Source organism: Marinomonas dokdonensis (assembly GCF_052747885.1).
In genome coordinates this window covers 146,561-171,960 of record NZ_JBRAND010000004.1, presented here as the reverse complement: position 1 = coordinate 171,960, position 25,400 = coordinate 146,561, and the positions used below count along the sequence as shown (strand labels likewise).

The 25,400-nt window shown below is 43.0% G+C and carries 22 protein-coding genes and 1 other RNA gene; 11 read left to right on the top strand and 12 right to left on the bottom strand.

Annotated features, from left to right (window positions below):
• Positions 1 to 43 precede the first annotated feature (43 nt).
• Positions 44 to 919 carry a LysR family transcriptional regulator gene (locus tag ACUM5Y_RS11590; RefSeq protein WP_445977035.1) on the top strand — a complete coding sequence of 292 codons (876 nt, stop codon included), beginning with the start codon at positions 44 to 46 and terminating at the stop codon, positions 917 to 919.
• Positions 920 to 948: 29 nt separating this feature from the next.
• On the opposite strand, the gene ACUM5Y_RS11585 is transcribed toward ACUM5Y_RS11590, so the two are convergent.
• Entirely contained in the window at positions 949 to 2,100 is a 1,152-nt protein-coding gene (locus tag ACUM5Y_RS11585; protein WP_445977034.1) for an MFS transporter, read from the bottom strand.
• 230 nt (positions 2,101 to 2,330) lie between these two features.
• Between ACUM5Y_RS11585 and ACUM5Y_RS11580 the strand changes: the two genes are divergently transcribed.
• Positions 2,331 to 3,956 carry an alpha-glucosidase gene (locus ACUM5Y_RS11580; RefSeq protein ID WP_445977033.1) on the top strand — a complete coding sequence of 542 codons (1,626 nt, stop codon included), beginning with the start codon at positions 2,331 to 2,333 and terminating at the stop codon, positions 3,954 to 3,956.
• Between the two features lie 66 nt (positions 3,957 to 4,022).
• Here the strand turns inward: ACUM5Y_RS11580 and ACUM5Y_RS11575 are convergent, their stop codons facing one another.
• Together ACUM5Y_RS11575 and ACUM5Y_RS11570 are read right to left on the bottom strand one after the other, a co-directional pair.
• Entirely contained in the window at positions 4,023 to 5,084 is a 1,062-nt protein-coding gene (locus ACUM5Y_RS11575) for an AI-2E family transporter (RefSeq protein ID WP_445977032.1), read from the bottom strand.
• A gap of 12 nt (positions 5,085 to 5,096) precedes the next feature.
• Positions 5,097 to 5,342: a sulfurtransferase TusA family protein gene (locus tag ACUM5Y_RS11570; RefSeq protein ID WP_445977031.1), complete on the bottom strand. Its 246-nt coding sequence runs from the start codon at positions 5,340 to 5,342 to the stop codon at positions 5,097 to 5,099.
• A gap of 32 nt (positions 5,343 to 5,374) precedes the next feature.
• Between ACUM5Y_RS11570 and ACUM5Y_RS11565 the strand changes: the two genes are divergently transcribed.
• The gene (locus ACUM5Y_RS11565) at positions 5,375 to 6,787 is read left to right on the top strand and encodes a M48 family metalloprotease (protein WP_445977030.1); all 1,413 of its coding nucleotides are present in this window, start codon (positions 5,375 to 5,377) and stop codon (positions 6,785 to 6,787) included.
• 75 nt (positions 6,788 to 6,862) lie between these two features.
• On the opposite strand, the gene ACUM5Y_RS11560 is transcribed toward ACUM5Y_RS11565, so the two are convergent.
• Both ACUM5Y_RS11560 and ACUM5Y_RS11555 read right to left on the bottom strand, forming a co-directional pair.
• The gene (locus ACUM5Y_RS11560; RefSeq protein ID WP_445977029.1) at positions 6,863 to 7,144 is read right to left on the bottom strand and encodes a hypothetical protein; all 282 of its coding nucleotides are present in this window, start codon (positions 7,142 to 7,144) and stop codon (positions 6,863 to 6,865) included.
• 567 nt (positions 7,145 to 7,711) lie between these two features.
• Positions 7,712 to 9,592, bottom strand: coding sequence for a methyl-accepting chemotaxis protein (locus ACUM5Y_RS11555; RefSeq protein ID WP_445977028.1), 1,881 nt, complete (start codon positions 9,590 to 9,592; stop codon positions 7,712 to 7,714).
• Positions 9,593 to 9,933: 341 nt separating this feature from the next.
• Here ACUM5Y_RS11555 and ACUM5Y_RS11550 point away from each other — a divergent pair, with 341 nt between their 5' ends.
• Positions 9,934 to 11,181, top strand: a complete 1,248-nt coding sequence (locus ACUM5Y_RS11550; protein WP_445977027.1) for a tyrosine-type recombinase/integrase — start codon at positions 9,934 to 9,936, stop codon at positions 11,179 to 11,181.
• Positions 11,182 to 11,194: 13 nt separating this feature from the next.
• Here the strand turns inward: ACUM5Y_RS11550 and ACUM5Y_RS11545 are convergent, their stop codons facing one another.
• Genes ACUM5Y_RS11545 through moaC form a run of 3 tightly spaced genes read right to left on the bottom strand, consistent with a single transcriptional unit; the run spans position 11,195 to position 12,371 of the window.
• On the bottom strand, positions 11,195 to 11,638 hold the full coding sequence (locus tag ACUM5Y_RS11545) for a molybdenum cofactor biosynthesis protein MoaE (RefSeq protein ID WP_445977026.1): 444 nt from the start codon (positions 11,636 to 11,638) through the stop codon (positions 11,195 to 11,197).
• Positions 11,639 to 11,893, bottom strand: a complete 255-nt coding sequence (locus ACUM5Y_RS11540; RefSeq protein ID WP_445977025.1) for a MoaD/ThiS family protein — start codon at positions 11,891 to 11,893, stop codon at positions 11,639 to 11,641. It lies immediately after the preceding gene.
• Positions 11,880 to 12,371, bottom strand: coding sequence for a cyclic pyranopterin monophosphate synthase MoaC (gene moaC, locus ACUM5Y_RS11535; protein WP_445977024.1), 492 nt, complete (start codon positions 12,369 to 12,371; stop codon positions 11,880 to 11,882). The genes ACUM5Y_RS11540 and moaC overlap by 14 nt, the downstream gene beginning before the upstream one ends.
• A gap of 174 nt (positions 12,372 to 12,545) precedes the next feature.
• Between moaC and ACUM5Y_RS11530 the strand changes: the two genes are divergently transcribed.
• From ACUM5Y_RS11530 to trmJ, 3 genes are all read left to right on the top strand, one after another.
• Positions 12,546 to 14,987 (top strand): EAL domain-containing protein, encoded by a 2,442-nt coding sequence (locus ACUM5Y_RS11530; RefSeq protein WP_445977023.1) that lies wholly within the window; start codon positions 12,546 to 12,548, stop codon positions 14,985 to 14,987.
• Between the two features lie 74 nt (positions 14,988 to 15,061).
• On the top strand, positions 15,062 to 16,354 hold the full coding sequence (locus ACUM5Y_RS11525; protein ID WP_445977022.1) for a J domain-containing protein: 1,293 nt from the start codon (positions 15,062 to 15,064) through the stop codon (positions 16,352 to 16,354).
• A gap of 33 nt (positions 16,355 to 16,387) precedes the next feature.
• Positions 16,388 to 17,158 carry a tRNA (cytosine(32)/uridine(32)-2'-O)-methyltransferase TrmJ gene (trmJ, locus tag ACUM5Y_RS11520; protein WP_445977021.1) on the top strand — a complete coding sequence of 257 codons (771 nt, stop codon included), beginning with the start codon at positions 16,388 to 16,390 and terminating at the stop codon, positions 17,156 to 17,158.
• 18 nt (positions 17,159 to 17,176) lie between these two features.
• Here the strand turns inward: trmJ and ACUM5Y_RS11515 are convergent, their stop codons facing one another.
• A complete protein-coding gene (locus ACUM5Y_RS11515; RefSeq protein ID WP_445977020.1) occupies positions 17,177 to 17,902 on the bottom strand; it encodes an SDR family oxidoreductase in 726 nt (241 codons plus the stop codon).
• Between the two features lie 178 nt (positions 17,903 to 18,080).
• Here ACUM5Y_RS11515 and ffs point away from each other — a divergent pair.
• An RNA gene (gene ffs / locus ACUM5Y_RS11510) (signal recognition particle sRNA small type) lies at positions 18,081 to 18,177 on the top strand.
• Positions 18,178 to 18,238: 61 nt separating this feature from the next.
• On the opposite strand, the gene ACUM5Y_RS11505 is transcribed toward ffs, so the two are convergent.
• Positions 18,239 to 18,745, bottom strand: a complete 507-nt coding sequence (locus ACUM5Y_RS11505; protein ID WP_445977019.1) for a hypothetical protein — start codon at positions 18,743 to 18,745, stop codon at positions 18,239 to 18,241.
• A gap of 215 nt (positions 18,746 to 18,960) precedes the next feature.
• On the opposite strand from ACUM5Y_RS11505, the gene hisI reads away from it, so the two are divergent.
• From hisI to ACUM5Y_RS11490, 3 genes are all read left to right on the top strand, one after another.
• On the top strand, positions 18,961 to 19,371 hold the full coding sequence (hisI, locus tag ACUM5Y_RS11500) for a phosphoribosyl-AMP cyclohydrolase (RefSeq protein WP_445977018.1): 411 nt from the start codon (positions 18,961 to 18,963) through the stop codon (positions 19,369 to 19,371).
• 225 nt (positions 19,372 to 19,596) lie between these two features.
• The gene (locus ACUM5Y_RS11495) at positions 19,597 to 21,264 is read left to right on the top strand and encodes a methyl-accepting chemotaxis protein (protein WP_445977017.1); all 1,668 of its coding nucleotides are present in this window, start codon (positions 19,597 to 19,599) and stop codon (positions 21,262 to 21,264) included.
• Positions 21,265 to 21,303: 39 nt separating this feature from the next.
• Positions 21,304 to 22,077 carry a class II glutamine amidotransferase gene (locus tag ACUM5Y_RS11490; RefSeq protein WP_445977016.1) on the top strand — a complete coding sequence of 258 codons (774 nt, stop codon included), beginning with the start codon at positions 21,304 to 21,306 and terminating at the stop codon, positions 22,075 to 22,077.
• Positions 22,078 to 22,108: 31 nt separating this feature from the next.
• Here the strand turns inward: ACUM5Y_RS11490 and ACUM5Y_RS11485 are convergent, their stop codons facing one another.
• Positions 22,109 to 23,059: an isopenicillin N synthase family dioxygenase gene (locus ACUM5Y_RS11485; RefSeq protein WP_445977015.1), complete on the bottom strand. Its 951-nt coding sequence runs from the start codon at positions 23,057 to 23,059 to the stop codon at positions 22,109 to 22,111.
• A 24-nt stretch (positions 23,060 to 23,083) separates the two neighbouring features.
• Entirely contained in the window at positions 23,084 to 25,393 is a 2,310-nt protein-coding gene (locus tag ACUM5Y_RS11480; RefSeq protein ID WP_445977014.1) for an ATP-dependent helicase, read from the bottom strand.
• Between the last annotated feature and the right edge of the window lie 7 nt (positions 25,394 to 25,400).

Here is a 25,400-nt window from a genome sequence, read left to right as displayed (position 1 = left end):
TAACTCAAATTCATATTTTTCATGTTTTGGATAATTTCTTGGAATGATGGACATTACTGAACTCCTCACCTTCATCAAAGTGGCCGAGTCGGCTTCTTTTTCGGATGCTGCAAATAAGTTATTTATTACACAACCTGCGGCCAGTAAGCGTATCGCGGCACTAGAAAGCGCTTTAGGGGTTAAGCTTTTTGATCGGATTGGTCGACAGGTTCAACTTACCGAGGCGGGATTACGCTTGCTTCCTAAGGCAAAAAAAATTGCCGTGGATTTGCAAGACATTAAACGCAGCATGACCCTACAAATGGAAGGTGTGAGTGGCGAGTTACGCATTTCCACCAGCCACCATGTGGGCTTAAGAAGACTGCCAAAATCTTTAAAGCGCTTCCAACAGGACTTTCCGAATGCCCAGCTGGAAATTGAATTCACCCAATCTGAAGAAGCTTACCAACAAATCCTTAAGGGCCAAGCCGAACTTGCGATTATCACCCTTTCTCAAGCCGAGCACCCCATGTTGGAATCCACCGCAATTTGGTCGGACCCCTTAACCTGTGTCGTCAGTGCAGACCACCCATTAGCCAACCAAGCCAATTTAAGCCTCACGGACCTTGCTGACTATGCTTGTGTTTTGCCAAACAAAAACACCTTTACTCGACAAATTGCCGAACAAGCCCTAGGCAAACACGGCTTAAAACCCCAAGTAAGGATGAATACGAATAATTTGGAAACGCTAGCCATGTTGGTCAGCATAGGCTGGGGCTGGTCATTACTGCCCTCTACCCTAGTGGATGACAAGCTAGTGGTATTAAATATTCCAGACGTTAACGTGGAAAGGAAATTAGGGATTATTCACCACAAACAACGCACACTCAGCCGGGCGGCCATAGCTTTCATGGAGTTACTGAAGAGCGAAATCATTTAACGCTGGATTCGCTCTTCAAAACGCTAAGGTTAACGACGCTGACTCAAGAAAAGCACTAACAACGCACTTGCACTAACAAGTGATGCGGCAGTAAAGGCCCAAGAGCCACCTAACCATTCCCAAATATAGCCAGTAATTACCATACCAAGACCACCACCGAGACCTATGGCAAAAGCACTGTACATAGCCTGACCTTGGCCCGCAATTCGCTCTGGAAATAATCGACGAATTTGCTCTATAGACACCATATGAAATAAAGCAAAAGTGATGCAGTGTAATAACTGAGTAAAGAGCAAAACCCACAACACATCAGCGAACCAGCCTACTAATGCCCAACGTAAAATCCCACATAGAAAACTTAATGAGACTAAATGGAAAATATGAAAGCGATAAATCATATTTCCAAAGAACATGAATAGGATGATTTCAATGATCACCCCTAAGGCCATAATCAAACCAATGTTTGATCCAGAGTAACCATGATTTTCCAGATGCACAGCAAAGAACACATTAAATGGCGCATGGGACATAAAGGCTAAAAATGCCAAGCCGAAGAAAAGCAGAGATTCAGGAGTCAGAAGAACACTGAAAAATGACACACTTTCTTTTGCTGTGGTTTTTTCATAAGCCTGTTCATGAACAAAAAATGTTGTAATCACAGCCAACAATAAACAGGTACACATAGCGGGTATCACGACTGCGGCACCAAACTGTCCAATTAGAAAACCTGCAATGGCGACGGCAAAGACATAGCCCATTGAGCCACCTACTCGTATCCTTGTGTACGGAACATCTAAGGTACGAATACTGCGCACAGCCAGGGCATCTGTCATGGGCAACATGGCAGAATAAAACAGCGCCATACCGCAGGTGAGAATAAACAGGGTTTGAAAGTCTTTGTTCCAATTAAATGGTACAAGGGCAACAAAGCAGCCTAGGGTTGCCAATTGCAAAACACGCTTGGGCAAGCCTATTTTCGTGGTAAGCCAGCCCCAAAAATATGGAATCAGGATGCCTGATAAGGTGAAAGTAGACATTAACCAGCCGATTTCAGAAGCGCTCAAACCTATGCTTTTATAGTAAACAGAGATATAAGGCATCATCACACCGATGAGGGCACAAAAGAAAAAGTAGTAGATAAAAAGCGGCCAAGCTACCGGGCGAGCAGTTTTAGAAAACATGATGTATCCAAGAAAAATCAATTATCATCAACCGAGCGGCAGATAATTTAAGGTTAAGCGTATGCTGTACTAGAAGTATGCTAGAAATATGGAGAAAAAGCATCACGCAATCATTCAACTGCGCATATTTTATGTCTTATGATATAACCAAGGTATCCTTTATTAGTGTCGTTTATCTAACGGCTAACAATCTTGGCGTTAACGCATCATAACCTCTTAGGAGAATAACCATGAGCACTGAACAGGAATGGTGGCGCGGCTGTATTATCTATCAAGTTTACCCGCGTAGTTTTTACGATGCGAATAACGATGGCATCGGTGATCTGGCTGGCGTCACAGAAAAAATCCCATACATAGCTTCACTGGGAGTCGATGCCATTTGGTTATCGCCTTTCTTTACGTCCCCCATGAAGGACTTTGGCTACGATGTCTCCGATTACTGCGATGTTGACCCAATTTTCGGCACATTAGAGGATTTTGACCAGCTTATCGAAGTGGCTCATCAACACAAACTTAAAATCATCATAGATCAAGTGCTCAACCATACGTCAGACCAACACCCTTGGTTTAAGGAATCTCGAAGCAGCCTAGACAACGACAAGTCCGACTGGTACGTCTGGGTAGATGCTAATCCTGATGGTACAGTGCCGAATAACTGGCTCTCTGTGTTTGGTGGCCCAGCTTGGCACTGGGACAGCCGCAGAAGACAGTATTACCTGCATAATTTTTTAGACAGTCAGCCAGATTTAAACTTCCATAACCCTGACGTTGTTGATGCGGTACTTGATACGGTGGAGTTCTGGTTAAAACGCGGGGTGGATGGTTTTAGATTGGACACCGCAAATTACTATTATCACGACCTAGAGCTTCGCAACAACCCACCGAAAGAAGAAGTCGTGGAAGGCAGTATCGGGGTACGTTTAGACAACCCCTATGCATATCAATTGCACCTGTACGATAAATCACGTCCAGAAAACATTGGTTTTTTACAACGGCTCAGATCACTTCTAGACAAATACCCTAATACCACAACCGTGGGTGAAGTAGGCTGCGATTTTTCCCTTAAAACCATGTCTGAGTACACTCAAGGCAAAGACAAGCTACACATGTGCTACTCCTTTGACTTGCTTACCCACGATGCCTCTATGAGTCACATTCGCCAAACCATACAGACCATTGAAGAGGGTTTAGGGGACGGTTGGCCTTGCTGGTCAATGAGCAATCATGATGTGGTACGAGTGGCAACACGTTGGAACGCTGCTGGTTACAACAGTGCCCGCAGTAAAATTCATATGCTCATGCTACTGTCTTTACGAGGCAGTATCAGCTTGTATCAAGGGGAAGAGCTAGGGTTACCTGAAGCCGAGCTCACATTTGAACAATTGGTAGACCCTTTTGGAATCAATTTTTGGCCTGAGTTTAAAGGACGTGATGGTTGTCGCACCCCCATTCCTTGGAATGAAGAGCAAATGGGAGGTTTCACAAACGCAGATCAAGCTTGGTTGCCAATTGCTGACAGTCAACGCTCATTAGCCGTTAGTATTCAAGAAGATAATCGACACTCTGTGTTGCATGCTTACCGAGACTTCATGCATTTTCGTAAGCTGCATCCGGAGCTGATTTATGGAGATATTGAGTTTCTCTATGATGACGAAACCACTCTGGTGTTTACCCGTCAATTTGAAGGTAGGAAACTATTAATCGCTTTAAACTGTGCCGAGCAAAATAAAATTTTGCCAACCGAGTTGAAACTCACACCACAAGTTATGCCTGAAGCAATCCAGTCCGGCTATCTTGAGGAAAGCTCTATTGTGTTATTACCCTGCTCTGCCCTGTTTGCCATTGTCCATTCATAAAGATGCCCTAAACGAAACAGGCCCAATAAAAATTGGGCCTGTTTACTCAAAACTCAAATATCTACTCTAGGATTCTAATAATGCTTGGTTTGGCCATGCATTGATGATGGCTTTTACCAGGGTCGCCAAAGGTATCGCGAAGAAAATCCCCCAGAACCCCCAAACGCCGCCAAAAAACAACACTGCAATGATGATAGCAACAGGATGAAGGTTGACCGCTTCCGAGAACAACAAGGGCACTAACACATTACCATCCAGCGCTTGAACCACAAGATAGGCACCCACCACATAAAAGAATTCATTCTGTGTGCCGTATTGATAAAAAGCCACCAACACCACGGGTATGGTCACTGCTGCCGCACCGATAAAAGGGATTAACACCGATAAGCCTACCAATAAAGCCAATAACTCAGCATAGCGTAAGCCGAATACCAAAAAGGTAATATAGGTGACAATGCCCACGACCAGCATTTCAATGAACTTACCACGAATATAATTAGCAATTTGCTCGTTCATTTCCGAGGCAATATTACGCATCATACGACGCTCTTTTGGCAACCAAGAGGTTAAATACGCAAGAATTTTCGTCTGATCTTTAAGCAAAAAGAACATGACTAAGGGCACAAGTACCAAATAAATCATCAAAGAAAATAAAGATGGAATACTCGACAAAGAGAAAGACACCAACCATTGTCCAAGGTTGGCGGATTCTGTAGCAATGGAGTTAATTACTTCGTCAATGGCTTTTTGACTAACAATTTCACTATTGCCCTCGGCAAAACTTTGGGCTGTGTCACGGATCACCGTAAACATGCGCGGGGCATCATTCACTAAACGCACCGCCTGTCGCCAGATAATCGGTACCATTACCCCGATAAAGACCCCACAACTGGCCATAAAACTAAAAAAAACGATAAACACTGAAGCCGTATGATTAATGCCTATACGACGTAACTTATCGACCACCCCTTGTAGCAAGAAAGCCAATACCACTGCGATCAATACTGGAGCCAGTACACCGCCCCAAAAAGCCAGTACAAATAAGGTAGAAATCAGTAACAGAATAAAAACCACCACCTCCTCATGTGAGAAGTAGCGCTTTATAAGGGAATCTACAATTTTGAACATACAAGGTCCGTTTTAGTTTTTAAGAATGGTGAAAATATACACATTATTATCTTCAGTTTGTGAAACTAACGTTAAATTACTCATCGTCACATACTGGGGGATATCCTTCAATGAACCTGCGTCACCTGCCTCAACTCGTAATACCTGACCTGCCGTCATTTTACTTAATGCTAACTTGGTTTTAAGTAAGGGCATTGGACAACGATCTTCTCTTGCCTCTAAGATTACGTCATACTGTTGAGAGTCACTATTATTCATCGTTTTACCTTGCTGAGATCATTCCCGTTATTATGAGACTATTTCAACATGTTACCAGCCGCTTAACCATCTTAGTATTTGTTTTTACAGGAAGTTTTGCAAACACATCTTTGGCAGAAACACCTGATATCGCAGCGATAAAAGATGAACGCAGCTTGTCAAACCCGTCCTACATACTCGGACAATATTGGTTTCGTAAATTAAATGGCAGCCGTGCTCTTATCGACTTCCCACCTGCATACGAGTACTTTAGAGACGCCATCGCAACCCTCACTCCGCAGACTCGACTTTACAATAAAACCGTCGAAATGACCCTGTTAAATAGTACGCAAAGCAACGCCTTTGTCATTCCCGGCAATCATATGTTCATTTATTCCGACATAATGGAGATGATCAATAATGAAAACATGTTCTATGGGCTACTTTCCCACGAACTTGCCCACTTGGAGCTAAAACATTACGAACGGCAGAAGCAGCAATCCTCAGAAGAGTTGAGCAAAGCCTTAGTTCTGATTGGGGCTGGTATTGCCGCAGCTTTATCTGGGGCTGGAGGTGATGCCACCACAGCGTTATGGTTAGGTGGCATCGCCAACCAAGCAGAAAACACTCTAAAATACAGTCGAGAGCAAGAACAAGAAGCAGATCGACGAGGTAGAGAATACCTAAAAGCCGCAGGTCTTCCAGAAGAAGGTATGACTCAGCTTTTCCAAGCTTTTTTCAAAAAAGCCTTAGGCAGACCAACACTTGAGTTCTTGTCCACTCACCCTTCCCCTAATAATCGTTTGGCAGACTCATTAACTTTCGAAAAATCAAACGACATTTTTAGTACCGCAACCAACCCTGAGTTTAATTATTTTAGAGCCAGTGTGCTTGCCTATCGAGCTGGCCTTAATGATCAACCTTATGACTACCTAGGCCAACAAATCACAGATATAAATGCCAGTAACTTTGCTAAGGCGCTATTTTCCTATTTAATCAACCAGCCGGAAAGATCTTTAACTTTGCTATCAAAAATTACAGATAGCAATCTTTATACAGAATACCTAAAAGCCTTGAGTTTAATAAAAACCGGTGAGAGTGACCAAGCGATTGAAGTCATTCAGTATCAGCTAGATTTGGCGCCAAAAAACTTGCTCTTTGCCGCCTTGAAAGCACAAATAACACATACCAAAGCATTGGATTTTGGCACAGAATACCTATACGAAAAACGTCTTATATGGCGCGCCAACATTCAGTTTTACCAACACAGTAACAATATCCCTATGGCCCTGTATTATCGCTCCCTGCTTGATTTCAGCCAAGGAAAATCGAAAGAAGCCCAGCTTTTAATCAGAAGATCGGAACATGAAGCATTTAATACAGATAAAGAAATCATTCGAAAAGCCTCTAATCGTTTTAAACTCATAAAAGAAGCTGAAGCTTCTCAAGATTTAAAAGACGATTAATATTACTTAGACTTTTATTTCATAAAACAAAAAGGCCAGCTAAACTAGCTGGCCTTTAATATTATTAACAGAATATTAAGTTCTGTTAGATTTAAGTTCGTCAAATTGTGCTTGTAACTCTTTATGCTTCGCTGCATAAGCAGCTTCTTTTTGATACCAAGTACGCGCGTCTGATAAATCAACATCAGTGTTAACATTCTCACCAAGGTTTTCAAGGGTCTTAGCCAAAGCATGAACGCCTGCTTTGGCGCTGTATACGCGTTCACGTGGGGAATCATCAGAGCTGTAGGCGAAAGCAGTTGAAGAGATTGATACAGCCGCTAAAACAGATAGTGCAGATTTAGTAAATGTGTTCATTTTAATACCCTTTCTATAATATTTAAAAGTTTGGTTAGCCTGTCTAAGTAAAGCCTTGTTTGCTTGGGATGACGCTATAATAATCTTTACAAACAGAATAAAAAGACCTGAACACCTGCTTCCATTTTTGTTTCGTATAGCCGTAAAATAGACTAAAAATACGTTTATAAATAGCATTCGATGCACAATAAAATAAAGTGTCAAACAAACATCATTCAAGCACAGTAAATAAGAAAAAAGTTTGCAAGCGGCCCATCAAAAAACACACTGACAACCAAGTATGTTCAAGCATTTTGAAATAAATAAGCACACAGCTTGCACAATGCACTGCTAAATCTCTTAATTAAAAATCAATTTTTTAAAAAAATATCACTGCCCCCATCTTGACTGACCTTAAAGGCTCTTAGGCTAGACCAGATATGTGTTTTGAGAGAGTAATGTTAGGGGAAAGGTAACCCAAATTTAACCGAGTAACTTAAGCGAAAGCACTTGGTCAAATTTGAGCTATAGCTGTATTAATTTCTACATTTAGGTGGAAAGAGCTTTATGTGTATTTTGATCCGCACTTTACAACTTGAACACATCTACCGACTTATCTAGGGTTAGTGACAAGTTGGTTAGGTCGGATGCCATATTCCTGTTGCTGTTGGAATTCTCATAAGTGGCTTTGGCAAGATCGTTAATAGATACAATGCTGACGTTAATTTCCGATGCTACGTGGGTTTGCTCTTCAGCAGCAGTCGCAATTTGGACGTTCATGTCTTGAATTACAGACACAGATTGTCTAATAGATTGCAGTGCTTGGTTGGCATCATCTGACTTACTAGCGGTTGTTTTCGCATCTTCCATATTGCTACTCATTAGTTGAACAGAACGTTTTGCCTCTCCCTGCAAGCTACTAATCACGCCTTGGATTTCATTTGTGCTTTCTTTGGTTCGATTAGCAAGGTTACGCACTTCGTCGGCAACGACAGCGAAACCACGACCATGTTCGCCAGCTCGTGCGGCTTCAATGGCTGCATTCAATGCCAATAGGTTGGTTTGTTCAGAAATTGCATCGATAACTTCCAGAATTGCTCCAATACCTTGGGTTTCTTGTTCCAGTTTCGTAGTAACAAGCATGACTTTTTCGATGCCAGATAATAAAGTCGCTATGTCGTCATTCATTTCTTTAACGACCTTTATACCTTTATCAGAAAACTGATTCGCTTCTTTAGCAGCAGTGGATGCTAGTACAGCATTACGAGCCACTTCTTCAGCAGTCATTGTCATTTCATTCATTGCAGTTGATGTATTCTCTAACTGAACCATTTGCTCTTCAGAGCTTTGATTAGTTTTATCTGCAGATAATGAAACTTTGTCTGAAGAGGATTTAAGCTGACCTGTCGCATTATCGATATCACGGATAATGGATTTTAAGTTATTGATCATCAGAATGGTGGCAGCATAAACCCCTGTTTCCTGTCCGGTAACCTGTGTATTTAGTGTTAAATCCCCATTGGCAACACGCTTAACAAGTTCTTCGATTTCTTTCGGCTCTCCACCAATGGGTTTGTACATCAGCTTAACAACCGTTAAGTAGATGATGACGAGAGAAACCAAAATTAAGATAATTGACAAGGTTAAACCTTGGACAAGATTGGAGTTGGACGGTGCATTGATATCACTAGTTTTATTCCACACCCAAACAGTCCAGCCTAAAGAGGCTACTTTGGAACTGCTGACAAGATAGTCTTCCCCCTGATAGTTATATGTGTGTTGGCTGGTATCTTGGTCATAAAACTCCTCAAAAGACGGAAAAGCTTCAAAAATGTTTTTACCAATGCTCTCGGTATCTGGTGAAGCTAGAATAAAACCATCAGGTCGACTAACCATAAGTTGGTTCTGCTCAGATAAGCTCGCAGCGAAACGCGTAATGGCATCAACAGGAAGGTTAATATTTAACGTTGAAACCACTTCATTATTACGCAGAATAGGCACGGCCAATGCCATCGAGAATGTGCCATCCGCCGCATTAAAGGGCGTTGTCATAATGCGCTTTTCTCCGCCAAAGATACGTCTAAACCACTCACGATTAAGATCTTTAGCATTAAAGTTCGCAAGCTCTCCGTTCTCTGTATAGGTTATGCCGCTAGCAAGACCAACATACACAGAGGAAACATCAAGAGACTGTTTCATTTCTTGGAATTTTTTAACAGTAGTTTCTATATCTGTGATACCAGTTTTATCGATAGCTAAATCATTTCGAATAGCTTCTAGGCTGTCAAAGTACCTTTGCACTCTCTGGTCTATTGCATTGGAAATTAGAAAGGATTCAATTTTTAATTTGTCGGTCGCATTTTGATCAGATGCTGATTTGAAGTTTAAATAGCCTGTCATAGATACAATTAAAATTGCCAGTGCAAACAAAGCACCTATATATCCAAGTAACTTACCTTTAGCCGTCATAGAAGTGGTTTCCTTATCGATATTGCTCGTTGTGTTGCTATATCCTAGCGCCTGATTATTAACATAGGTAGCTTTTTTATTCGTTTAAATGAATATTTAGAGACACTTCTGATTGGCTCTTGTTATTAACGATCAGTGACAAGTTAATACGCTTAAAACGACTATGGAAAAATGCGCTCTAGTCAAAATTCATGGAAAGTAGATCAAAAGTTGATCACTCTTCAAACCGACTATCAATGTGCAGTCTTAATATGGCTAGACTTCCTAAGCTTGGTACTAGGGTTTTCCCTCTCTTAGCGCTAACATAGGGCTTTATTTTGTATTGTTTGGACTCTTTCTCGATGACACCCTTGGCACTAATTGACAATTTAGAGCATTTGCCCAACCCATTTACCCAGTTTGATCAGGTAACACACCAACTCACTAACTATGAAAACAAACTTGAGCAAACGGACTACCGAAGGGACCTACAGCTAGCTCTTTGTTTCATTTACAGCTACAACGGCTCTGTCGCTACTTTTAATTCTTATCGCCGAGAAGTAGAGCGACTTATTTTATGGTCTTGGCAGACTCAGCAGTGTCCAACGACTAGCCTTAGAAGAGAACAAATAGAAGAATTCATTCACTTCTGTATGTCACCACCACAAGAATGGATCGGCACTAAAAATGTTTCACGCTTCAAAAATCACATGGGGGCCCGCATACAGAACCCAACATGGCGGCCTTTTGTGGCTCATGTTAGCAAGCTAGATTTTAAAGAAGGTGAAACACCTCTAGCCAAGCATCACACTCTTTCTCAAGCGGCTATTCGGGCGACCTTTTCCATCTTGTCTTCATATTACGGCTTTTTAATGCAAGAAGACGCCGTACAGCAAAACCCTGTGGCGCTAATACGCCAAAAAAGTAAGTTTGTAAAAAAAGAAGTTACAAGAAAACAGGTTCGCCGTATTTCAAACCTACAATGGGATTATGTAATTGATACTGCAGAAGAGTTAGCTGAGGAGGACCCAGTAACTCACGAACGTACCCTGTTCATCATGAACGCCCTATTAGGCATGTATTTACGAATTTCTGAATTGGTGGCTGATGAAAGGTCTGCCCCTGTCATGGGGGACTTTATTAAAGATGCCGATGGACATTGGTGGTTTAAAGTTTTATCTAAAGGCAATAAAGAAAGATTAGTCGCCGTGTCAGACGATATGTTGTCAGCGCTTATTCGCTACCGTAAGTTTCGTAACCTCCCCGCCTTACCGACAGTTGCGGAAAGTACCCCTCTCATTCCTAAAAATAGAGGGCAAGGTGCTATGACCAGTTCAAGACAGGTGCGCAATATTGTGCAATTTTGTTTCGATAAGAGCTATGAGAAAATGTGTTCGGAAGGGTTAGCCACTGATGCAGACGACCTGAGAGTCGCCACTGTTCACTGGTTAAGGCACACAGGTATTTCTGAGGATGTTAAAACCCGCCCCAAAGAACATGTGCGTGAAGACGCCGGCCATGCCAGTATGGCCACGACAGATAAATACATTGATACTGAGTACCGAGAAAGACATGCCAGTGGGCGAAAAAAACTCATCCGCCCACATTAATAATTACAACAACTTACCACCTGTCGAGGCTTTGTATGTCTTCTTGCTTAGCCTCAACCCATTTACTTTCATTACCCTGAGTTTCTTTCTTCCAAAAGGCCGCACGGCTTTTTAAATAATCCATAATAAAGTCACAGGCTTGCAAGGCTTCGCTACGGTGCCCTGCACTCACCCCGACAAAAACAATCTGATCATTCACAGAAAGCTTGCCTACACGATGCACCACATGGGTGGCTAATAATGGCCAACGCTGTTTTGCTTCATCAACAATAGACGCCAAGTTTTTCTCTGTCATACCTGGGTAATGCTCTAGCTCGAAAGAGCCCTGGTCACCACTGTCTGGGGCAAATTCACGAACCAACCCAACAAACATAGCCACCGCGCCGGTTTTATTCTTTATTAAAAGGTCCCTGTATAACGCCGCTACATCAAAATCATCTTGCTGGACTTGAATCATTTATCCTCCTGTCACAGGCGGGAAAAAAGCCACTTCTTTCGTCTCTACTGTCACCACATCAGCTTCTCGGGCAAACTCCAAATCAATAGATGCCTGAATACCGGACTGCAACAAAAGCTCGCCATCTGGCATTTTTTTTGCCAAAAGTGACTGTAGCTGCGCTACTGTCATGTCTTGAAGTATTTCTAACTCAGTTTCAGCGATGCCCAGACTTTCTCGTAATGAGGCAAAAAAAACTACTTTAAGCTTGCTCATTCAACATACTCCAGTCGCCACTTTTGCCACCTTTTTTCTCAACTAAAGCAATATTTTGAATCACAATGCCTTTATCGACAGCCTTGCACATATCATACAGAGTGAGAGCCGCCACACTTGCCCCAGTTAATGCCTCCATCTCCACGCCAGTTTTTCCTGTTAATGTACACTCACATAAAATTTCTAATTTTGTATCAGAAAGTAAATTTATGTCTATACTAACTTTAGAAAGCATCAGAGGGTGACAAAGCGGGATAAGGTCGGAGGTTTTTTTGGCCGCTTGAATGCCCGCAATTCGAGCAGTTGCCAACACATCACCCTTAGGTAAACCGCCCTCAATAATTAACTTAAGGGTCTCACTTTTCATTGATAATTGTGCTTGAGCAATCGCAACGCGCTTGGTTTGTGCTTTATCCGACACATCTACCATATGTGCATGACCATGCTCATCTAGATGGGTCAGTGATTCATTTGTCATAACTAGGCTCTTATTTTGAATTAATCTATTTACAATGATAACAACGAGTTACATTAGTAATAATTTATTTTCTATTTTATATCAATTAGGCTTGTACCATGTAGAATATGCTTACATATATTTGTATGATGAATTAACTTATCTATACATGTTACCAAGCTAGGATGGCTTTAAATGAAACTCATCGTATTTTTCATTTCATTTTTAATAGCAAACCTGAGTTGGGCTTCCCATGAAACCCTACCCTTTGGTCAACTGCTGCATGACTTGCCAACCTTTCAAGAAGACAGCCCAATAACGCCAGAACAAGCCTTTGGGGCAAACTATACTGCCTCTTTGTATTCAGTCTCTCAAAGCTTTTCCGATAAGGCCTTTTGGCACAAATTAACTTTTGCGTCCTCATCAAATGCCGATGAAATACAACTCAACTTTAACTACTACCTCACAGAAAAACTAGATTTCTATTTATTCGATGGTAGTAATCTACGACAACATTGGGCTTATGGGTATGCCCAAAAACCGTCAGCCACCGATAAGCTCAGTGACGGTATTTGGATTCCAATTGAACTTTCAAAAGAACACTCCACTACCTTACTCATTCGAAAACAAGGCACTCATCCTCTCATTACCCCAATCACCTTATTTTCACCAGAAAAAGCCGCCAACGAAAAGAGTATCAAAATCATTTTTTGGGCTATCGTGCTCAGCACCTTATTGGCATTACTCACTCACAACTTATTTGTCTTCTTCCTGTTGCGCTATTCTGGGTTCTTTTACTATTTAGCTCTAAATGCCGCCCTTTTGATTTCTCTTTCTGTATTGCTTGGCTTTAATCAATGGCTATTTAGCCAAGTGATCAACCAATGGCTTACCCATCAGGCCTTTACGCTATTCGGCGTTTGCGCCTGGATGTTGTACCGATTTAGCCTTTTATTCTTCCAAGACTTAAGCCTTCCTACTAAAGACTCTATTGTCCGTAAATATGGCGACTGGGTATTTATTTGTTACCTAGTAGGATCATTCTTCCTACCTGCTGCTGTTACAGCAGCTCTGATGGGCTCACTTGAGTTGATGTTGTTTATATGCTGTAACTATTGGGGAATTCGAGCTTATAAAAACGGTTTCGTCGCGGTCCGCTTTTACCTTTTTTCTTGGTTAGTATTGATGATCGGTAGCATGCTCAGCACCTTGATTTACTGGCGCATACTGCCTGTCAACATGCTCACTGAAATGATACTGCCAATATCCTGTATTCTACAGCTATTAGGCTTCTCTTTCGCCTTTGCCGACAAAGCCAAGATCATTGAAAAGAACCGACAACTAAACAATGTTACGGACTCTCTTACTGGCTTACCAAATCGATCCTTTTGTCTAGGAAACTTAACAAACTTGTTAAAAAATCATCCTAGTGCTGTGCTTGTGATGATTGAAGTGACCAGTCATGCTCAACTAAGCCAAGCGTTCGGCCCAGCTCGTGGGGATGCCACGTTTTCCAAACTGGTGAACAAGCTGAACGACACCCTTAGTGACATGAACTTTATTTTAGATCTGGAAATGCCAGACCATCAAATCAAACATCTAATTAGAGTGACATCAAACAGAGTTGCTTTTGTTAGCCTATCTCTTAACGACTTAAATGAGCAAATAGCAAAGGTACAAAAAGCTCTCAGCGCCCCCATCTCTATTGATAAGGTGCCATTCATTCATCAATATAAAATTGGCAGTACCATCTATCCCATTCATGGTAAAACGATAGATAAGCTTTACCAGAACACCTTGGTTGCCTGTAATTCTGCTCAATTGCCCACTAACTGGGTTGCTTATGATACAAGCCTTGAGACTAACCAAGCCCATCAATTACGTTTGATCACCTTGCTGACTCAAGACATTGAACAAAACAAACTTTATTTTGAAGTTCAGCCACAAGTGAACTTCTCCCATGGGGAAATTATTGGCGGAGAAATATTACTGCGCTGGAAAAATGACGACCTAGGGATTATCTCTCCCGGCGAGTTTATCCCTCTTGCCGAGAAATCTGGACTGATTCACAAGTTAACCGACTTTATTATTGATAACGCTTTCAAGTGGGCATCCGAACATGAAGGTAAGTTAATGGGTCAGACCTTGTCCATTAACATATCCGCTCAAGATCTATTACAGCCAGACTTTGCCAACCGGGTTATCGAGCAACAAAGAAAATACAACATTTTGGCCAAGCAATTTTTTATTGAAGTCACGGAAACCAGTATTTTCCAGAAAAGCCATGTGGTGGTAGAAAATGTTAAACGTTTACGTGATGTAGGCTTTAAATTGGCGATCGATGACTTTGGAGTGGGCTATAGCTCCATGCAGAATCTGGTTACCCTTAATGCTAGCGAACTAAAAATCGATAAGTTTTTCATTGATAAGATTGTCGACGACCCTCAAAGCGCAACACTTTGTCAAAGCATGATTAACCTTAGCCGTGAGCTGGGTATCATCAGTGTTGCTGAAGGCATAGAAACGAAAGAGATTGCGGATTTACTTAGAAGCTGGAATTGCCAAGCAGCCCAGGGGTATTACTTCTATCGCCCTATGTCGAGCCAAGCCTATCTTGATGAAATAACAAAGTCTTAATGAGGATTTAACCCTAAGAGCAATTCATGCATAATAACTAACCTTCAGTTTAGCCAGTAAAAACTTGGTATTGCATGAGCCTATTAGACGATTATCGACTCCTAGAAATCCCGACCCATGCAACTGAGCAAGAGGCCAAAGCCGCCTTCCGACGCTTAGCAAGGCTTTATCACCCTGATAAAAACCCCACACAAGACACAACGGCTCACTTTCAAAAGTTGCAATTGGCCTACCAAAATATATTGGCTGCAATTAAACGTGGTGAGCAGGTCAGTGATTGGCAGCCTTTCCAATTCAGTGCTGAAAACCCCAGCTACGCAGAGTCGACACACACCAGCCATACGACTGACGCCGAACAAAGAGCCTATATAAAAGAGCAGCAACGAATTTACGAAGAAATGCGTCGTAACAATGCCCATCAGGACAAAGCTCGAAACGATGCGATTCAAGCAGCCAGAAACGCCCTAAATGAAAAACGCGTCAAAGCACTCTATGAAGAAGCCTTTAAGAATAATAAAGCGTTTAATTATGCTCATACCGATAATGAAGGAATGTCTGAAGAGCCATTCCAAGCTGATGACACTTTCCCGCCAGAACAGCCCTCATTTCATGAAAAGATGACCAGCACCTATGAGGCTTCCTCAAAGCCTCAAGTCGCCCCTATTAGACTCTATGCCGCTAAAGCCGCGTTTCGAGTCGTGACCTATATTGTCTGTTTTGCCGCTGGCGTCTATGCCACCCTGTATTGGCAATCCAACAATGCACCCGTTGAAGCAACAGCTGAAAATCGATACCAAACAGGCTTGTACCCACAATATCGTACCGGTCTGAACCACACCATAAAAGCGACAAGCTTGAAAGCCGAACCCCATGGGGATGCTCCTAGCCTTACCCAAATACCAGCACTGCAAGACATTCAAAGTATCAAAGCCCAAGGGGATTGGCTAACTGTTCGATACCAGCAAACCAATGGTTGGGTAGATGCCCGAGACATAGGCTTTGGCGGTGCCCAGCAGGCATTGCAATCCCAATGTTTAGGGCAACCCGGTGCGGCCCCCAAGCATGGGGCGTTAATTGGCGATGCGAGTGGTAACAGCCGTTTACGAATACTCAATCAATTGCCAACGGCTTCTTTATTAACCTTCGAATCTTTCGATGGTCGCCCGCCCTTCTCGATTTACCTCTATGCCAAACAAGCCTATGCGGCAAACTTTATTCCTAGGGGACAATATCGATTATCACTCGAGACAGGGTCTCTTTATCATCATGCCTGCAATAAATTCCTTTTTGATGATAAAATCCGCGTTATCTTAAATACCGTTGATTTTGCCAGCACAGAACAATCTTTAACCTTGCAAGCTCAATAACCCCTCTTTCAACGTAATGAGTACTCAGACCAAATGTTAAGTAATATCCGCATTGTATTGATCAACACTTTTCACCCTGGAAACGTTGGTGCGATTGCTCGTGCCATGAAAAATATGGGCTTATCTAACCTGTATTTGGTAGACCCAAACGACTACCCATCAGAAGAAGCCACCAGTCGTGCTGCAGGCGCTGTGGATCTGCTTGAAAATGCCACCATAGTCGACACCCTGAACGAGGCCATTGCCGACTGTAGCCTCGTAATCGGTACCAGTGCTCGTCACCGTACTTTTCAGTTGCCCATTATGAATGCAAGAGAATGTGCCGAAAGCGTTATTCCAGAAGCAAAAGATCACAATGTGGCGATTGTTTTTGGCCGTGAAACAACGGGGCTTTTAAACGAAGAAATTGCTCAGTGCCATCGCCAAGTCTATATCGATGCCAATCAAGAGTACCCTGTGCTGAACATTTCCCAAGCAGTACAAATTGTGGCTTATGAAATTTGGATGGCTAACCAAAATACCAAAATCACCGAACAAACGATCCCTGAATATCCTCACAAAAAAGACATGGACTTGTTCCACCAGCATTTAGAGGAAACCCTCTACGGTATTAACTTTATCGTGCGCAATCACCCAGGTAAGGTGCTAGATAAGCTGCAAAGATTTTTTAATCGATCTAGACCCGAGAAACAAGAGTTGGGTATTCTGCGTGGCGTGTTAGCAGCGGTACAAAGAGAGGCTGGGCTTACAGATGCCAATAATCATGGTAATGCTGAAAAGAACCAACCTCGCAAAGAATCTTAATGGGTCGATATTGCCTACTTACAAATCAAAGTTAGTAGGCAAAACCACCACATCACGAATCGTCACACCCCGTGGCCTTGTCAGCATAAAAATAATGATCTCAGCAATTTCCTGACTATCAATCAGGCTACCCTCAGCTTGCGCCTGTGCTAATTTTTCAGCCGGCCAATCCGCCAACAAAGAGGTCACCACAGGCCCTGGGGATATCGAGCCAACTCGCAGTCCATCTTTAAACACTTGTCGACGGGTGGTTTGCACAAAGCAATCAATCGCCCATTTAGAAGAGGCGTAAACAGGCTCCCATGGAGTTGGGTAATGGGCCGCCAATGAGCTGGTCACTATTATGTCACCTGTCTTTCTGTCCGCCATATGGGGGATCACTTGTCGCACGTTCTTCATCACAACATTGATATTTAAATTCAGCATGCGGTCTATGTCGTCCACATCTGCGTCCACCAGATCCCCACCCACATACAAGCCTGCATTAGCATGAAAAATGTCAATCGCACCCACTTGCGCTAAAATCTTAGGAATTAATTGTTTACAGGCAGCAGGGTCGAGTAAATCGGTTACCATAGGGATAAAGTCATCTCCCAATTGCTGTTTAAGCTCAGCCAAAGCCTTTTCATCCCTGTCCACACAAACCACTTTTGCCCCTTCTTCCAGCATGGCTTTAGCACTGGCCAAACCAATTCCTGAAGCGGCGCCAGTCACAACAGCCACTTTATTCGCTAACTTACCCATCACCCTCTCCTATTATTTTTATCCTGCAAACTAGCCTTGCACCTTAACATTTAGATTAACAAAATAATAACTTAGCTTTTTGGCTAATCCATTGAAAAATAGAATAAAGCAGGTTGATATTTAGAATGGCATGCGTATAATCTCGCCCCAAGGTCACAGGCCTCCTTTATGGTGTCTCTGCTGGTCCCCTCGCAACGATAAATCGTGAATCTGGTCAGGTCCGGAAGGAAGCAGCCACAGCGGTCGACTCGTGTGCCGAGGTGCGGCTGGTAGAGATGCCACCTTAATTTTCTAATCCCTATATCTAAACCACCACTTTAATCTCAATAAGTTTATTTAAGCTGGATAAATTCGCACAATACCCGTTTTTCCTTCCATATCGCCAAGTATCCAAACTTTTTCAAACACGTGCCCCGTTGGCATAAGGATCTTATGCTCCAAGGCTTTAATGTCTTCTTGTTGCCATGCGGGATGCGCATTACGGATCACTAACCATACACGTTTGGTTTTATAGGTTTTAGTCGCTTTATTTTCCAGAATACGATTTAACGAAGACAATAACCTGTCATCCGCTGGTTCATTCTTTAGTCTGTGCAATACTTGTCGGGTTTTATCCGTGAGGTCTCGCCCTAAAATCTCCATTGCTTCTTCTTCGGAGCCATAGAGATGGGCAATTTCAATATCTAAGCGCTCTCCTTCAAACATACAGGATACATCTGGACGCACTGGGTCATTGTGCCAAATATGACGAATGGCTTTACCCGTATTTCGCTCATAGCAGCGCATAAAAAGCTTAGCTGCCTCATGCTCCAAGGCGATTTTTTCTAATTCACTCTGATGCATAGCCTAACCTCTCCTTTGCCGATATAAATATAAGTGCTATTTATTATGCAGGGAATTAACAACCAACAGAGTCTATAGTTTAGACTGAACATGAAATAGCAGATGAAAATGCCGAAATTGAATTAATTATTAGCATTTTAGATTAGCTAGAAATTGAAATAATACGGTAAGATAACACTTACATTCTATTACATTTACAGGACACCTTATCCTTTATGAGCTTGAAAGCCTTTGAAGACCTCCCAAAAGGAGAAAAACTTCCCCTCGATACAGTTCTCGCCAACCTTAAAACGGATGATCAAGGTTTAATTGCTGCCATCGCTCAACAGCACGATACCGGAGAGGTATTAATGCTGGCCTATATGAATGAAAAATCCATTCGTGAAACACTCGAAACAGGCCAAGTGTGCTATTGGTCCCGTTCACGTCAAACCTACTGGCGCAAAGGGGAAAGTTCTGGTCATCGCCAGACCTTAGTGTCTATGTCTTTTGACTGTGATGGAGACTGCATCTTATTAAAGGTAGAGCAAAAAGGCGCCGCCTGTCACACCAATAGAAGAAACTGCTTCTTCTTTACCGTAGACAATGAAGAAATTGTCATCAATTCCGCACCAGAACAGTGCTGATTAAATTAGTTATGTTAGGGGATGATTACGGACGGATCTCTTCACATCCCTTTTCAGTCACTTACAAGTGACTAACCGTGGGCAATAAATCTCTCTATCAGCAAAATTATTCATTGAAGCATTAATGTCTGTTTATATTAACGAAATACATTCAGTTTGCTTCTAAGTATCTGATAAGGCACATTTATTGCTTAGTTTGATTAATCTACCCAAAAGGTAATGAATATGATCAACCTTTCAGTTCGTACAAAAATTCTCGCCCTAATCGCATTATTTTCATGTGTCATCATTGGTGTCAGTATCAGCTCCACTTTCATCAGTAAATCTGTTTCTAACCAGCTAAAACAGTTGTCCTCACAAAGTTTGCAACTTACTACGGATTTAGAAAAAAGCCGTCAATTACTCCTACAACAGTCGGTTGAATTCGAACGGGGCTTTTTCCAGGTCTCTATTGCCAAATCTATGGGCGGTTACGGCATCGAACAAGTAGCGGAATCCGCGGAAAAGTTTAAGGCATTTACATCAGAGATGATCGACAGCATTATCAATGTGAAAGCTGTATTAACACAGATGCCTGACAACGAATTCAAAGACGTTCTTTACCAAGAAATCGAAACACTAGAACTAGAGCAAGCTTCTTTCTTGGAGGCGAGTAACACGACTTATGAATGGTGGATTAAGCTAAAAACCCTGCAAGCCAATAAGGCCCGTCGAATTGCCGATGCCAGTTTAGCCAATGTTCAGGTGCAAATGGAAAGCATTATTACCCATATTGATCAATACACCAATGAGGTTGCTTCCCAACAAAACACTAAATTAGACCAAGCCTTGCTCGCTAGTAGCGTGTTTGCTGGCGTACTAATTGTGGCTGGCATCATTATTAGCCTAGTGATTGTTAATGGCATTTGTGGCCCATTACGCCAAGCAGTAAAACGCGCAGAAGAAATTGCCTCAGGTGAACTTAAAGAAAGCCTAGGCACCAGTAAGCGTAAAGATGAAATTGGCTTACTCGAAGTGGCGATGGATAAACTGGTTGCCCAATTAAGCAGTATTTTGCATGACGTCGCAGAATCCAGCCGCTCGTTAAGCGAATCGGCCCAGCACCTTAATGTCATCACCGACCAATCGTCTAAAATGGTTGATCAACAACAGCAGGAAACCAGCCGCATTTCCCAAGCTGTCGATGAAATTCAAGCCACAGCCCAACACGTATCTGAATCCACCGCAGAAGCCAGCCAAGCGGCTCACGACGCAGAAAGCGCCGCTAATGCTGGCATGGAAATTGTCGTGAACACAATTTCCAGTATTGAAGAGCTCACATCTGAGATTTCAGGTTCAGCCTCTACCATTAACGACTTGCAGAGCAACACAAACGAGATCAGCAACATTCTTAATGTCATCTTAGGTATAGCGGAACAAACCAACCTACTGGCATTGAATGCTGCTATCGAGGCTGCCCGAGCTGGCGAGCAAGGCCGCGGTTTTGCGGTGGTTGCCGATGAGGTTCGCCATCTTGCTCAAAACACTCAAGATGCCACTCAGCAAATTGAGAAAATGATTACTGTATTGCAAACGGGCGCCACAAGTGCGGTTAATGCCATGTCCAGCAGCCAACAGCGTTCAGAAAATGCGGTTTCACAGGTTAAGCATGAAGAAGCCTCATTACAGAATATTAATTTAAGTGTTACCAAGATTCGTGATATGAATGACAGAATATCCGCTACTGCCGAACAGCAAGCCATTGTGACAGCGGATGTGAGCAAAAACGTCAGCAATATCTCTGACATTGCGGTAAAAACCACTGAATCAATTTATGCCATAAGTGAATCTTCCGAAAAACTCGCTCACCTGGCGACTCAGTTATCTCGCAAGATCAGCTATTTTAAAGTGTAATAAAGTAAACGAGGCTCAGCCTCATTATTAGGAGCAAAGATGTGTCGTTGGATGGCTTATAAAGGTGCCCCAGTTTACCTTGAGTCTTTATTGTTTGAACAAGAACATTCATTGGTACATCAAAGCATCAGTGCTAGAAAATCTACCGTAACGGTCAATGCCGATGGCTTTGGCCTTGGTTGGTACGATGAAAGAGAAGAACCAGGCCTTTATCACGAGATCTTACCTGCTTGGAGTGACTGTAATTTAAAAAGTCTCGCCAAGCATATTAAGAGCCCTCTGTTCTTCGCCCATGTTCGAGCCTCCACTGGCACCGCCACCAGCCGAGCCAATTGCCACCCTTTTAGCTATAAGAACTGGTTGTTTATGCACAATGGGCAAATTGGCGAATACGAATCTATCCGCTGGCAATTGGACCGCATGATTCCAGAACACCTGTACAATGAAAAACACGGTGCAACGGACTCGGAAGTGATTTTTCTTTTGATGATAGCCAATGGCTTAGAAAGTGATCCGATCAAGGCCGTTACGACGACACTTGCACAGATTTTAGACATGATGGCTGCAAAGAATATCTCTGAGCCTTTGCGCTTTACTGCGGTGTTGTCAAACGGTGAAGAGATTATTGCGGTTCGTTACTCTAGTGATGACAAAGCCCCAAGCCTTTATTGCAAAGCCTATGAGCAACACACAGTAATAGGCTCCGAGCCTCTCGATCTCTCAAATAAGGGGTGGGAGCTTGTGCCAGCAGATCATGTGGCAAGAATCTCAGACAAAGGCTACACAATCGAGCCTCTGCCTAACATCCTTTAGTCAACCAGCACTGCATCGTACAGAGAAGGTATTACTTACCTTCTCTGTACGCATAAGTGGCATCAAAACGAGACTGAATCCAATCACCGCTTAAGATAGGCTCATACTTAGCGGGCTTATCAGCAGCCATACAACTTGGCACGCAAGCCACTTCAGTTTCGTAATCTGGCTCCACGAAGAATGGGAAAGAGTAGCGATGCACATCCTCTTGAGAAGCTCTCACACGATGCGCTGTCGAAACATACTCATCATTCGTCCAACGTTGCATGAGATCACCAATATTGACCACTAGGGCGTCTTTAATTGGCGTAGCATCTACCCACTCTTCATTACGGTTTTTCACTTGCAAGCCACCAATATGATCTTGCAGTAGCAAGGTGACACAACCGTAGTCTGTGTGAGCGCCGGCACCATTATCATGATCCTGGCTTGGGCGTGGCGGATAGTGAATCATACGTAGTACGGTGACGTGATCTTTGAAACATCGAGTGAAAAAATCTTCCTCTAGCTTTAACGCGGTTGCCATGGCAGTAAGAAGCTTCTGCGCCACTTCGAAAGCCTGCACATAATATTCTTGCAATACTTCAACGGTTTGTGGGTCAGATGGATTCTGATTAGGACCATACATGGTGGGATATTTCGCCGCCAAAGGGTGATCGCTAGGTAAATCCAACGCCATATCAAACGTTTCTTTCCAATCGGAATGACCCACTTCATCCAGCTGCTCTTCCCCTATGCTGCCGTAGCCACGGTGGTTCACACAGCTCTTGATATCGATGGCTTTTTTATCTTCTTGAGGAAGGGCAAAAAAGCGCTTTGCCTGAGTCATGAGCGCAGTCATTAGCTCTGTCGAAATACCTGTATTGACCAGATAAAAAAAGCCAATCTCGCGACAAGCTTTATCAAGAGCGCTAATTTCTGTTTGTCGAATGTCTTTACTAGCATGGGTCAACTTTGCTAGATCAATGAGTGGAATAGACATTTAAGGATTCTCCTGCTTTTACAATTATGTCCGTGAAGACAACTTAACCAATTGAGTATATTTCGGATTGAAGCGTTTTAAACCCGCTTCACCAAAGTCGACGGTAATCATTTGCTTACCCTCTTGTTCTTGCCGCACTACCACACCCTGCCCATATTGCTCATGGCGAACTTTATCGCCCGCTTTAAGGGAAGATTGAGAATCCCCCATGCGTTGTCGAAAAGTAAGCTCCGGCACCTCTGGTAAAGTGTTCAAGTAGCGCTGAAACACCTGCCCCTTCTCTGTATCGATGGGGCCTTTAATAAGCTCACCCGATAATGCCTTACAAATCTGACTGACGGCATAAGGCTGCGCTTCAAACACAAATCGTGATAACGATAAACTCTTTAACGCCGCTCTAGGGATCTCCCCAAGCTTTAAGCGTTTATGTTCTTGTGCACTTGGTGCCTCTAAGATCACCAGCTTTTGTTTAGCTCGGGTGATCGCCACGTAAAATAGACGCCGCTCGGAGGCAAGCTCTAGGGCGGCCTGTTTATCAATGGCACTTAAATCTTCCTCATAATAGGGAAAGCGCCCTTCTTGCAAACCTGATACCAACACCAGATTAAACTCTAGTCCTTTCGACTTATGAATGGTCATTAGGTGAATACCATGATCACTATTACTCAGCCCAGCGTTCAAGTTTGCCAGTTCAAGTAAGCTTGCTTGCGCATCACTACCAACGCCTTTTACGTAGGCCATGAAAGCATCACAGGTAGCGATTTTCTCTTGGGTTTGAATGTCTTTATTACTGGTACTTTCGAAGTAGCGATAAATGCCTAGTTTATCTATGGTATGTTGCAAACCTTGGGCGGGATCATTCTTATAAATACTTAAACTACGTAACCAATCGGCCCGCTCATAAAGCTTCTTCGCTCGCCAGCCCTCGGTACTGTCTGCCAAAGACTCAATCATTTGTGGCAATAAGTGAACGGACTGCTTAGCCTGCTGAACCAACAAATTACGCTGAGCAGCCGCCAAACCTAAACTAGGAACGGTTAGCAAGTATTCCACATCATCTGGATTAAAAAATACATTCGGGTCTTCTAATCCCCCCGCCATAACTGCCATGTAGGCCATTAACATGCGGATCTGACGATTCTCCAATAAAGGTGAATCGCCGTGTAGTTGATAAGGTAGTTTTTTATGCATTAAAGCCAGCTGAATTGGCACCATGTCACTGTACAAACGAACCAAAACTGCACAGTCGTTCAAGTTTTGCCCTTCTTCGAGCCAAGCTTTTAATTCCCCCAGTAAGGCTTTACCCACTTTTGGCGCTCGTGCAAAAGACACACGAGTTTGATCCCCGACGCCAAGCACCAGCGATTGTTTGTCATTTTCGCTAATAACACTGGAGGCCATTAAGCCTATGCCGTGGCCGAATCGAAAGCTTTGGCTTAATGGGTAAGTGATCGCCGAGGGAAATTCTTCGTCAAACTGTTGTGCCATAATACTCGGGCTCGCACCACGCCATTCATAGATACACTGCTGCACGTCACCGACTATCATCCATTGGCAAGATTGCCCATAAAGCTGCTTTAGTAATTCATACTGACAAGGGTTGATGTCTTGAAATTCGTCGATTAATAAATGACTAAAGGCCGGTACCTGCCCACGCACTCGGTGACACTCGCTTTCATCAAGCTCAGATAACAATGCATGAGGGTCGCTAAGTAGATCCGAGAAAAAGCGTATATTATCCCGCTTACGAATGTGTTCTAGCTGATCATATAAGGGGACAAAGAAATCCCGCTCTTTTGACCAGGACATGTCACTGAAAACCTTTGCGGCCGATAAACCAGAGGCCTTTACTTGATCAATAAACAACAACACATCTTCTAGCCAGTCTTTCTCATCTTGCAGGGTAATTTTTATCCCTTGGCGAAATAATCTTTGCTGGGCTTCACGAATACGCTTAACCAAGCTGAAATCATCTGTGATGAGTTTTGCACTTGGCAACCAAGACTGTTGCTCCAAGCGTCGGCACAACTTCATGCCAAAAGCGTGGAACGTCATCACACTTGGAATGGCACTGTAACCCGCTTTGTGAAGATGAGTGGTAAGTCGCTGGGTAAACTCTTCTTGGGCACTTTTATTAAACATAAAAACGCCGATGCTCCGCGCTTCTACACCCTGAGCTAACAAGTACTCGATGCGCGAAATGAGAGTTGTGGTTTTACCGGCGCCGGCCACAGCGATCACTTTGGCCGGTTTTGTTACATCGTGCTGAACAACCTGTTGTTGTTCTGACGTTAAGGGAAATGCCTTAACGGAATCTGTTTGAACCTGACTCAAAATAGCT

What these genes read in the sequence shown, in the direction of transcription:
- ACUM5Y_RS11585 (WP_445977034.1), bottom strand. Translation starts at nt 2,100, where the DNA reads ATGTTTTCTAAAACTGCTCGCCCGGTAGCTTGGCCGCTTTTTATCTAC.
- ACUM5Y_RS11555 (WP_445977028.1), bottom strand. Translation starts at nt 9,592, where the DNA reads ATGACGGCTAAAGGTAAGTTACTTGGATATATAGGTGCTTTGTTTGCA.
- ACUM5Y_RS11540 (WP_445977025.1), bottom strand. Translation starts at nt 11,893, where the DNA reads ATGAGCAAGCTTAAAGTAGTTTTTTTTGCCTCATTACGAGAAAGTCTG.
- ACUM5Y_RS11580 (WP_445977033.1), top strand. Translation starts at nt 2,331, where the DNA reads ATGAGCACTGAACAGGAATGGTGGCGCGGCTGTATTATCTATCAAGTT.
- ACUM5Y_RS11565 (WP_445977030.1), top strand. Translation starts at nt 5,375, where the DNA reads ATGAGACTATTTCAACATGTTACCAGCCGCTTAACCATCTTAGTATTT.
- hisI (WP_445977018.1), top strand. Translation starts at nt 18,961, where the DNA reads ATGAGCTTGAAAGCCTTTGAAGACCTCCCAAAAGGAGAAAAACTTCCC.
- ACUM5Y_RS11545 (WP_445977026.1), bottom strand. Translation starts at nt 11,638, where the DNA reads ATGATTCAAGTCCAGCAAGATGATTTTGATGTAGCGGCGTTATACAGG.
- ACUM5Y_RS11570 (WP_445977031.1), bottom strand. Translation starts at nt 5,342, where the DNA reads ATGAATAATAGTGACTCTCAACAGTATGACGTAATCTTAGAGGCAAGA.
- ACUM5Y_RS11590 (WP_445977035.1), top strand. Translation starts at nt 44, where the DNA reads ATGATGGACATTACTGAACTCCTCACCTTCATCAAAGTGGCCGAGTCG.
- ACUM5Y_RS11490 (WP_445977016.1), top strand. Translation starts at nt 21,304, where the DNA reads ATGTGTCGTTGGATGGCTTATAAAGGTGCCCCAGTTTACCTTGAGTCT.
- ACUM5Y_RS11560 (WP_445977029.1), bottom strand. Translation starts at nt 7,144, where the DNA reads ATGAACACATTTACTAAATCTGCACTATCTGTTTTAGCGGCTGTATCA.
- ACUM5Y_RS11515 (WP_445977020.1), bottom strand. Translation starts at nt 17,902, where the DNA reads ATGGGTAAGTTAGCGAATAAAGTGGCTGTTGTGACTGGCGCCGCTTCA.
- trmJ (WP_445977021.1), top strand. Translation starts at nt 16,388, where the DNA reads ATGTTAAGTAATATCCGCATTGTATTGATCAACACTTTTCACCCTGGA.
- ACUM5Y_RS11550 (WP_445977027.1), top strand. Translation starts at nt 9,934, where the DNA reads ATGACACCCTTGGCACTAATTGACAATTTAGAGCATTTGCCCAACCCA.
- ACUM5Y_RS11495 (WP_445977017.1), top strand. Translation starts at nt 19,597, where the DNA reads ATGATCAACCTTTCAGTTCGTACAAAAATTCTCGCCCTAATCGCATTA.
- moaC (WP_445977024.1), bottom strand. Translation starts at nt 12,371, where the DNA reads ATGACAAATGAATCACTGACCCATCTAGATGAGCATGGTCATGCACAT.
- ACUM5Y_RS11505 (WP_445977019.1), bottom strand. Translation starts at nt 18,745, where the DNA reads ATGCATCAGAGTGAATTAGAAAAAATCGCCTTGGAGCATGAGGCAGCT.
- ACUM5Y_RS11525 (WP_445977022.1), top strand. Translation starts at nt 15,062, where the DNA reads ATGAGCCTATTAGACGATTATCGACTCCTAGAAATCCCGACCCATGCA.
- ACUM5Y_RS11575 (WP_445977032.1), bottom strand. Translation starts at nt 5,084, where the DNA reads ATGTTCAAAATTGTAGATTCCCTTATAAAGCGCTACTTCTCACATGAG.
- ACUM5Y_RS11485 (WP_445977015.1), bottom strand. Translation starts at nt 23,059, where the DNA reads ATGTCTATTCCACTCATTGATCTAGCAAAGTTGACCCATGCTAGTAAA.
- ACUM5Y_RS11530 (WP_445977023.1), top strand. Translation starts at nt 12,546, where the DNA reads ATGAAACTCATCGTATTTTTCATTTCATTTTTAATAGCAAACCTGAGT.